An 8304-nucleotide genomic window follows, 5' to 3' on the forward strand; every position below is an offset into this window, starting at 1 on the left:
ACGCACAGCACGAAATCGGATCAAGCGCGCAACCCGTCGAACGCCATCTTGCACACCGAGTCCGCCAGTTCCTCCGGAGACGACCCCCGCCGCGGCCGGTACCACTCGATCAGCGAGTTCACCGTGCCGAACAGCAGTCGCGCCGCGATCGCCGGGTCGATGTCCGGCCGGACGTCTCCCTCCGCCTCGGCCTGCTTCACCAGGTCCGTCACCAGATGATCGAACTCGCGCCGCCGCGCCAACGCCGCCCGCTCGGCCTTCGTATTGCCCCGCACCCGAAGCAGCAACGTCACGAACGGCAGCCGATCCGCCAGCACCAACACACTTCCGCGCACCAGATGCTCCAAGCGGTCAATGGCACGACCGTCCACTGCCTCGGTGGACTCCGCGACCTCGAACAGCCCGTCCAAAGCCCGGTCCACCGCCAGCCGCAGGAGTTCCTCCTTGCTCGGCACGTGGTGGTAGATCGCGGATTTCGTGATGCCGAGCTTGCGCGACAGGTCCTCCATGCTGGTCCCGTCGTAGCCGCGGTCGTTGAACAGCTTGACCGCGACCTGGAGCAGCGACTCCAGGTCGTAGCCGGGCCGGCCGCGGCGGGCGGGGGTCGTCACGAGCGTTCGTCCAGTACGCGGCGCATCTTGCCGAGCGAGCGCTCCAGCGTGTCCGGGTCCACAACCTCCACCGAAACGCTTACGCCGACACCGTCCTTCACTCCGGCGGCCACTGCGGATGCCGCCGAAGACCGGCCCTCGGCCGTCGTGTCGGCGCGGGCTTCGACGCGCACGGTGAGGTGGTCCAGGCGGCCGCGGGTCGAGCGGACCAGCTGGAAGTGCGGGCTCAATCCCTCGGTGCGCAGGACGATTTCCTCGATCTGCGTGGGGAAAACGTTGACGCCGCGCAAAATGATGAGGTCGTCGCTGCGGCCGGTCACCTTCTCCATCCGGCGGAAGGCGGGACGCGCGGTGCCGGGCAGCAGGCGGGTCAGGTCGCGGGTGCGGTAGCGGATGATCGGCAGCGCCTGCTTGGTCAGCGACGTGAACAGCAGTTCGCCGCGTTCGCCCTCGGGCAGCACCTGCTCGGTGAACGGATCGATCACCTCGGGGAAGAAGTGGTCCTCCCAGATGTGCAGGCCGTCCTTGGTCTCCGCGCATTCCTGCGCGACGCCGGGGCCCATCACCTCGGACAGGCCGTAGATGTCGACCGCGTCGAGGGCGAACCGTTCTTCGATCTCGGACCGCATCTGCTCGGTCCACGGCTCCGCGCCGAAAATGCCCACCTTCAGCGAGCTGGCCCGCGGATCCACGCCTTGGCGCTCGAATTCGTCGAGCAGCGTCAGCATGTACGACGGCGTGATCATGATGATCTCCGGCTTGAAGTCGGAGATCAGCTGGACCTGCCGGGCGGTCATCCCGCCGGACGCCGGAATCACTGTGCAGCCGAGCTTTTCCGCGCCGTAGTGCGCGCCGAGCCCGCCGGTGAACAGGCCGTAGCCGTACGCCACGTGCACCTTGTGCCCCGGCCGTCCGCCCGCCGCGTGGATCGAGCGCGCCATCACGGTGGCCCAGGTGTCGAGGTCGTCCTCGGTGTAGCCGACGACGGTCGGCTTCCCGGTGGTGCCGCTCGACGCGTGCAGCCGGCGGATCCGGTCCTGCGGCACGGCGAACATGCCGAACGGGTAGTTGTCGCGCAGGTCGGCCTTGGTGGTGAAGGGGAACTTCGCCAGGTCGCCGAGCTCGCGGCAGTCGTCGGGATGCACGCCCGCCTCGGCGAACTTCTTGCGGTACAGCGGGACGTTCTCGTACGCGTGCCGCAGGGTCCACTGCAGCCGTTCCAGCTGGAGCGAGGCCAGCTCGTCGGCGCTGACGTTTTCGGCGAGGGTGGGGGTCACTGTGCTTCCCGGGTCTTCTCGATGACGCGGCTGCGGCCGCGGAATTCGGCGACGACCTCGGGCCCGCCGGGGGTCTCCCGGTGCACCGTGACGTCGTAGATGCCGTTGCGGCCGTAGCGGGTGCGCTCGGCGGCCGTCGCGACGAGGTGGTCGCCCAGTTTTCCGGCGGCGACGAACGAGATCTCCGCGCCCGCGGCGACGGTGACCGGTCCGTACGTGTTGCAGGCGAGGGCGAAAGTGGTGTCGGCTAGCAGGAACACGTAACCGCCGTGGGCGATGTCGTGGCCGTTGACCATCGTCTCGGTGACCTTCATCGTGGCCACCGCGCGGCCGTCGGCCGCCTCGACGAGTTCGATGCCGAGCGAACGGGACGCCTCGTCGGTGTCGAACATGGTGTGCGCGGCGTTGCGGGTCACGAGTTCGCCCTCCGGAATGGTGACTTACTGACCGAACGGCCGGTAATCGTGGCTGGAGCCCAGTAAAGGCCGCGACTCCGGCGGTGTCAAGCAATGCGGGGGTTCCGATCAGCGGGGAGAACGGCTATCCTGCGAATTACTGAACGTCCGGTTGGTAATTCGGCGAGAGGGTCGGCATGGTTCTGCTCCGCAGCTACGTCTCCGGGGGATGGCACACGGCGCCGGGCGAGGGCGCCCCGCTGCACGACGCGGCGACCGGGGAGGAAGTGGCCCGGATTTCGTCGGAGGGGATCGACTTCGCCGCGGCGCTCGACTACGGCCGCACTGTCGGCGGTCCGGCGCTGCGGAAGCTGACGTTCCATCAGCGGGCCGCGCTGCTGAAGGCGCTCGCCTCGCACATGCGCGAGCACCGCGAAGAGCTGTACGCGCTGTCGGCGCGCACAGGTTCGACACTCGGCGACTCGAAGTTCGACATCGACGGCGGCATCGGCGTCCTGTTCAGCTACGGCTCGAAGGGCAAGCGCGAGCTGCCGAACGACACGGTGTACGTCGACGGCGCGGTCGAGCCGCTGAGCCGCGGCGGCACGTTCGTCGCGCAGCACATCGCCACGCCGCTGCAGGGCGTCGCGGTCCAGATCAACGCCTTCAACTTCCCGGTGTGGGGTCCGCTGGAGAAGTTCGCGCCCGCGTTCCTCGCCGGGGTGCCGAGCCTGATCAAGCCGGCCAGCCAGACCGCGTACCTGACCGCGCGGCTCGTGGAGCTGATCGTCGAATCCGGAATTCTGCCCGATGCCGCGGTGCAGTTCGTCGCGGGCAGCGTCGGCGACCTGCTCGACCACGTCACCGCGCAGGACCTGGTGTCGTTCACCGGTTCCGCGTCCACCGCGCAGAAGCTGCGCGCGCACCCGGCGATCGTGCGGAACTCCGTGCGGTTCAACGCCGAGGCCGACTCGCTGAACTGCTCGATCCTCGCCCCGGACGCCCGGCCGTCGACGCCGGAGTTCGACCTCTTCGTCAAGCAGCTGACCACCGAGATGACGGTGAAGGCGGGCCAGAAGTGCACCGCGATCCGCCGCGCGTTCGTCCCGGCGGAAATGCTCGATGACGTCGCCGAAGCCGTCAGCGCTCGGCTCGCGAAGGTGACTGTCGGCAATCCGAACGCCGAGGGTGTCCGGATGGGCGCGCTGGCCAGCCTGGAGCAGCGTGAAGAGGTACGCCGTTCGCTGAAGGCGCTGCTCGACGCGGGCAGCATCGTCTTCGGCGACCCGGAGCACGTCGACGTCGTGGACGGCGACGAGGCGACCGGCGCGTTCATCTCGCCGATCCTGCTCAAGGCCGACCCGGAACGGGCGGAGCCGCACGAGGTCGAGGCGTTCGGCCCGGTGTCCACGCTGATGCCGTACACGTCGGTCAAACAGGTCATCGAGTTCGCGGCGCGCGGCGGCGGCAGCCTGGCCGGGTCGGTCGTGACCGGCGACCCGGTGTTCGCCCGCGAGATCGTGCTGGGCGTCGCGCCGTACCACGGCCGGCTGCTCGTGCTCGACAGCGAAGACGCGAAGGAATCCACCGGACACGGTTCGCCGATGCCGCAACTGGTCCACGGCGGCCCCGGTCGCGCGGGCGGCGGCGAGGAAATGGGCGGTATCCGCGGCGTGCTGCACCACATGCAGCGCACGGCGGTGCAGGGCAGCCCGACGGTGCTCGGTGCCGTCACCGGCCGGTGGGTCGAGGGCGGTCCGCGGACCGAGGACGACGTGCACCCGTTCCGGAAGTCGTTGGCTGAGCTGAAGGTCGGCGACTCGGTGGTGGCAGGTCCGCGCACCGTCACGCGCGCCGACATCGACCACTTCGCCGACTTCACCGGCGACACCTTCTATGCGCACACCGACGAAGTGGCCGCTGCGGCGAACCCGCTGTTCGGCGGCATCGTGGCCCACGGCTACCTGGTCGTCTCGTTCGCCGCGGGCCTGTTCGTGTCGCCTGAGCCGGGCCCGGTGCTGGCGAACTACGGCCTGGAGAACCTGCGCTTCCTCACGCCGGTGAAGGTCGACGACGCGCTGACGGTCACCCTGACGGCCAAGCAGATCACGCCGCGGATCGACCAGGAGTACGGCGAAGTCCGCTGGGACGCCGACGTCACCAACCAGGACGGCGACTCGGTCGCGAAGTACGACGTGCTCACCCTTGTCTCGAAGGAGCAGCCGTGACCGCTGTGGCAGAGCCCGAACTGGAAGCCCTTTTCGAGCACACCATCGAACGGGACCAGCGCATCGAACCGCGCGACTGGATTCCCGAGGGCTACCGCAAGACGATGATCCGCCAGATCGCGCAGCACGCGCATTCGGAGATCATCGGCATGCAGCCGGAGGGCAACTGGATCACGCGCGCGCCTTCGTTGCGGCGCAAGGCGATTCTGCTCGCGAAGGTGCAGGACGAGGCGGGCCACGGGCTGTACCTGTACTCCGCGGCAGCGACGCTCGGCGCGGACCGCGCGGACCTCACCGACAAGCTCATCACCGGTCGGCAGAAGTACTCGTCGATCTTCAACTACCCGACGCTGACCTTCGCTGACGTCGGCGTGATCGGCTGGCTGGTGGACGGCGCGGCGATCTGCAACCAGGTGCCGCTGTGCCGGTCGTCGTACGGGCCGTACGCGCGGGCGATGATCCGGATCTGCAAGGAGGAGTCCTTCCACCAGCGGCAGGGCTACGAGCTGCTGATGACCATGATGCGGGGCACCTCTCAGCAGCAAGAGATGGTGCAGGAGGCGGTGAACCGCTGGTGGTGGCCGTCGCTGATGATGTTCGGCCCGCCGGACGCGGATTCGCCCAACACCGCGCAGTCGATGGCGTGGAAGGTCAAGCGGCACACCAACGACGAGCTGCGGCAGCGCTTTGTCGACATGTCCGTTCCGCAGGCCGAGGCGCTCGGCGTGACCTTCCCGGACCCGGAGCTGAAGTGGAACGCCTCGCGTGAGCACTACGACTTCGGCGCGGTCGACTGGGACGAGTTCAAGAACGTGCTCAAGGGCAACGGCCCGTGCAACGCGGAGCGCATCGCGCACCGTCGGCGGGCGCACGACGACGGTGCCTGGGTTAGGGAAGCCGCTGCGGCGCACGCGGCCAAGAAAGAGGTTTCGGCATGAAGCACGACTGGCCGTTGTACGAGGTCTTCGTCCGCGGTAAGCGGGGGCTGAACCACGTGCACGTGGGTTCGCTGCACGCGGCGGACGACGAGATGGCGCTGCACCACGCGCGCGATCTCTACACGCGCCGCAACGAGGGTGTGTCGATCTGGGTCGTTCGCGCCTCGGACATCACCGCGTCGTCGCCGGACGAGAAGGATCCGTTCTTCGCGCCCAGCGGGGACAAGGTGTACCGGCACCCGACGTTCTACGACATTCCCGACAACGTTCCCCACATGTAAGGGATGTCTTGCTGTGTCCTTCGATAACGTCTACGAAGCCATCACCGAGGACAACGACGCCCGGTGGGCTTTCGGCACTGGATTCGCTGATCCGCTGTCCGGTGTGGACACCTCGGTGCCGTCCGGAGTGGACGGTGCGCAACTGGCCGCGTATTGCCTGATGCTGGGCGATGACGCGTTGATCTTCTCGCATCGGTTGCAGGAGTGGGTCAGCAACGCGCCGGAGCTCGAGGATGAGGTCGCGATCGCCAACATCGGCCTCGATCTGCTGGGTCAGGCGCGGTTGTTGCTTGCTCGGTCCGGCAAGGCTGACGGTACTGATCGGTCTGAGGACACGTTCGCGTTCTTGCGGGCGGAGAACGAGTTCCGGAACGTTCGGTTGGCTGAGCTGGGCGGCGGGCACTTCGGACATCTGATCGCGCAGCTGTTCGTGTTTTCGACTTGGCGGCTCGCGTTGTTCCAGCAGCTGGAGTCCAGTGTGGATCCGGTGCTGGCGGCTATCGCTGCCAAGGGTGTCAAGGAATTGGCCTATCACCGGGATTATTCCGCGCAGTGGCTCGTGCGGTTGGGGGATGGGACGCCGTTGTCGCGGGAGCGGATGGCTGAGGGGCTGGCCGCGGTGTGGCCGTATGTCGAGGAGTTGTTCTCGACGCATCCGGTCGAGTTGGCGGATGTCGCTTTGCTGCGGCCGGAGTTCGATGCTGTGGTGGATCAGGCGTTGGCCGCGGCAACCTTGGACCGGCCGGAGATCGGGGCTATTGCCGGGGTTTCCGGTCGTACTGGGCGCGACGGGGTGCATACAGAGCAGATGGGCTTCCTGCTGGCTGAGTTGCAGAGTGTGGCTCGGGCTATGCCTGGGGCGTCGTGGTGACCGCCATTGCGGTGGCTTCCACGGTCACTGATCCCGAGTTGCCGATGCTGACGCTCGCGGATCTCGGGGTGTTGCGCGAGGTGTCCGAAGAGGACGGTCGGGTTACGGTTTCTATTACGCCGACTTATACCGGTTGTCCGGCTATGGACACCATGCGGGACGACCTGGAGCACGCGTTGCGTGGTGCTGGGTATGTCGAGATTGATATTCGTACTGTGCTGGAACCGGCTTGGACCTCGGATTGGATCAGTGCGGACGGGCGGCGGAAGCTTGCTGAGGCTGGGATCGCCCCGCCTGGGTCTGCGCCTCAGCGGGTTGCGGGGCCGATTCCGTTGACGCTCGGGCCTTCTGTGCGGCGGGTTGCCTGTCCGCATTGCGGGTCTTTGGATACGGAAGAGCAGTCTCGGTTCAGTGCTACTGCGTGCAAAGCGTTGCGGCGGTGCCGGTCTTGCTGGGAGCCGTTCGAACACGTCAAGGAGATTTGAGTGACTGCCACCGTTTCCCGTCGTACCGGGTTCCATCCGTTGCGGGTGGCTGAGGTTGAGCGGCTTTGTGACGATGCCGTGGCCGTCACCTTCGACGTGCCTTCCGAGCTTGCGTCGGTTTATGCCTTCGCGCCTGGGCAGTCGCTCACGCTGCGGCGGATGGTGGACGGGCGGGATGAGCGGCGGTCGTACTCCATCTGCGCACCGGCCGGGGCGCGGCCTCGGGTTGGGGTGCGTCTCGTGCCGGACGGCGTCTTCTCGTCGTGGCTGGTCAATGAGGTTCGTTCTGGGGACACTGTTGAGGTTTCCGCGCCGACCGGGTCGTTTACTCCTGATCTTGCTGCTGGTGGGCACCATGTCCTGATCGCCGCCGGTTCCGGAATCACGCCGGTGTTGTCCATTGCGGCCTCGCTGCTGGCCACGCCGGATGCTTCGGTGACTGTGCTGTACGGGAATCGGCGTACTGACACGGTGATGTTCGCCGATGATCTGGCTGATTTGAAGGATCGGTATCCGGCGCGGCTTGAGCTGGTGCACGTATTGTCCCGTGAACCCCGCGAGGCCGAGTTGTTCACTGGGCGGCTGGATGCGGACAAGCTGAGTGCGTTGTTCGGGTCGATCGTGCCGGTGGAGGATGTTGATCATTTTTGGCTTTGCGGGCCGTTTGGGATGGTGACTTCGGCGCAGGATCTTCTTGGCTCGCTGGGGGTTCCTGGGGAGCGGATTCATCAGGAACTGTTCTATGTGGACGATGTGCCGCCGGAGCCGGTTAAGCATGTCGATCCCTCGGTGGCTGGTGCTTCGTCTGAGGTCACGTTGGTGCTGGATGGTCGGTCTACGACGATGAACTTGCCGCGTGAGTCTTCGGTGTTGGATGGGGCGCAGCGGTTTCGGCCGGATTTGCCGTTTGCTTGCAAGGGCGGGGTGTGCGGGACTTGCCGGGCGCGGGTGACTGAGGGTTCTGTTGACATGCGGCGGAATTTCGCGTTGGAGAAGGCTGAGGTGGATGCTGGGTTTGTGCTGACTTGTCAGTCTCATCCGGTTTCTGAGCGGGTTACTGTTGATTTTGACGCTTGATGCTCGTCGCCTGGCGGCGACATCGGTCCTGGCGTGCGTGGGGCACCCCGAAGCTTGATTGTGCTGACGGTCTGGGGGTGCTTGTCAAGGCGGGAAAGATGCCTTGACAAGCACCCCCAGACCGCAGGGGGGCGTCGTATC

9 protein-coding genes are annotated in these 8304 nt (G+C 66.7%); 6 read left to right on the forward strand and 3 right to left on the reverse strand.

The window, feature by feature from the left end:
* Positions 1-20 precede the first annotated feature (20 nt).
* The 3 genes from ABZX37_RS40365 to paaI are packed head-to-tail and all read right to left on the reverse strand — an operon-like array spanning position 21 to position 2280.
* Entirely contained in the window at positions 21-611 is a 591-nt protein-coding gene (locus tag ABZX37_RS40365; RefSeq protein WP_354748825.1) for a TetR/AcrR family transcriptional regulator, read from the reverse strand.
* Entirely contained in the window at positions 608-1888 is a 1281-nt protein-coding gene (paaK, locus tag ABZX37_RS40370; protein ID WP_354748827.1) for a phenylacetate--CoA ligase PaaK, read from the reverse strand. The genes ABZX37_RS40365 and paaK overlap by 4 nt, the downstream gene beginning before the upstream one ends.
* Positions 1885-2280, reverse strand: coding sequence for a hydroxyphenylacetyl-CoA thioesterase PaaI (gene paaI / locus ABZX37_RS40375; RefSeq protein WP_208720501.1), 396 nt, complete (start codon positions 2278-2280; stop codon positions 1885-1887). The genes paaK and paaI overlap by 4 nt, the downstream gene beginning before the upstream one ends.
* 200 nt (positions 2281-2480) lie before the next feature.
* Between paaI and paaZ the strand changes: the two genes are divergently transcribed.
* Genes paaZ through paaE form a run of 6 tightly spaced genes read left to right on the forward strand, consistent with a single transcriptional unit; the run spans position 2481 to position 8163 of the window.
* Entirely contained in the window at positions 2481-4511 is a 2031-nt protein-coding gene (paaZ, locus tag ABZX37_RS40380; protein ID WP_354748829.1) for a phenylacetic acid degradation bifunctional protein PaaZ, read from the forward strand.
* Positions 4508-5449, forward strand: coding sequence for a 1,2-phenylacetyl-CoA epoxidase subunit PaaA (gene paaA, locus ABZX37_RS40385; protein WP_354748831.1), 942 nt, complete (start codon positions 4508-4510; stop codon positions 5447-5449). The genes paaZ and paaA overlap by 4 nt, the downstream gene beginning before the upstream one ends.
* Positions 5446-5730, forward strand: coding sequence for a 1,2-phenylacetyl-CoA epoxidase subunit PaaB (paaB, locus tag ABZX37_RS40390; RefSeq protein WP_009073848.1), 285 nt, complete (start codon positions 5446-5448; stop codon positions 5728-5730). Before paaA ends, paaB begins: the two co-directional genes overlap by 4 nt.
* A gap of 13 nt (positions 5731-5743) precedes the next feature.
* Complete coding sequence (gene paaC, locus ABZX37_RS40395; RefSeq protein WP_354748833.1) at positions 5744-6601, forward strand: 1,2-phenylacetyl-CoA epoxidase subunit PaaC; 858 nt, start codon at positions 5744-5746, stop codon at positions 6599-6601.
* Positions 6595-7086 (forward strand): 1,2-phenylacetyl-CoA epoxidase subunit PaaD, encoded by a 492-nt coding sequence (paaD, locus tag ABZX37_RS40400; RefSeq protein ID WP_354748835.1) that lies wholly within the window; start codon positions 6595-6597, stop codon positions 7084-7086. The genes paaC and paaD overlap by 7 nt, the downstream gene beginning before the upstream one ends.
* Positions 7087-8163: a 1,2-phenylacetyl-CoA epoxidase subunit PaaE gene (gene paaE, locus ABZX37_RS40405; protein ID WP_354748837.1), complete on the forward strand. Its 1077-nt coding sequence runs from the start codon at positions 7087-7089 to the stop codon at positions 8161-8163.
* The last annotated feature ends 141 nt before the right edge of the window (positions 8164-8304 follow it).

It is taken from the genome of Amycolatopsis sp. NPDC004079 (assembly GCF_040610415.1).
Lineage (GTDB): Bacteria > Actinomycetota > Actinomycetes > Mycobacteriales > Pseudonocardiaceae > Amycolatopsis > Amycolatopsis halotolerans.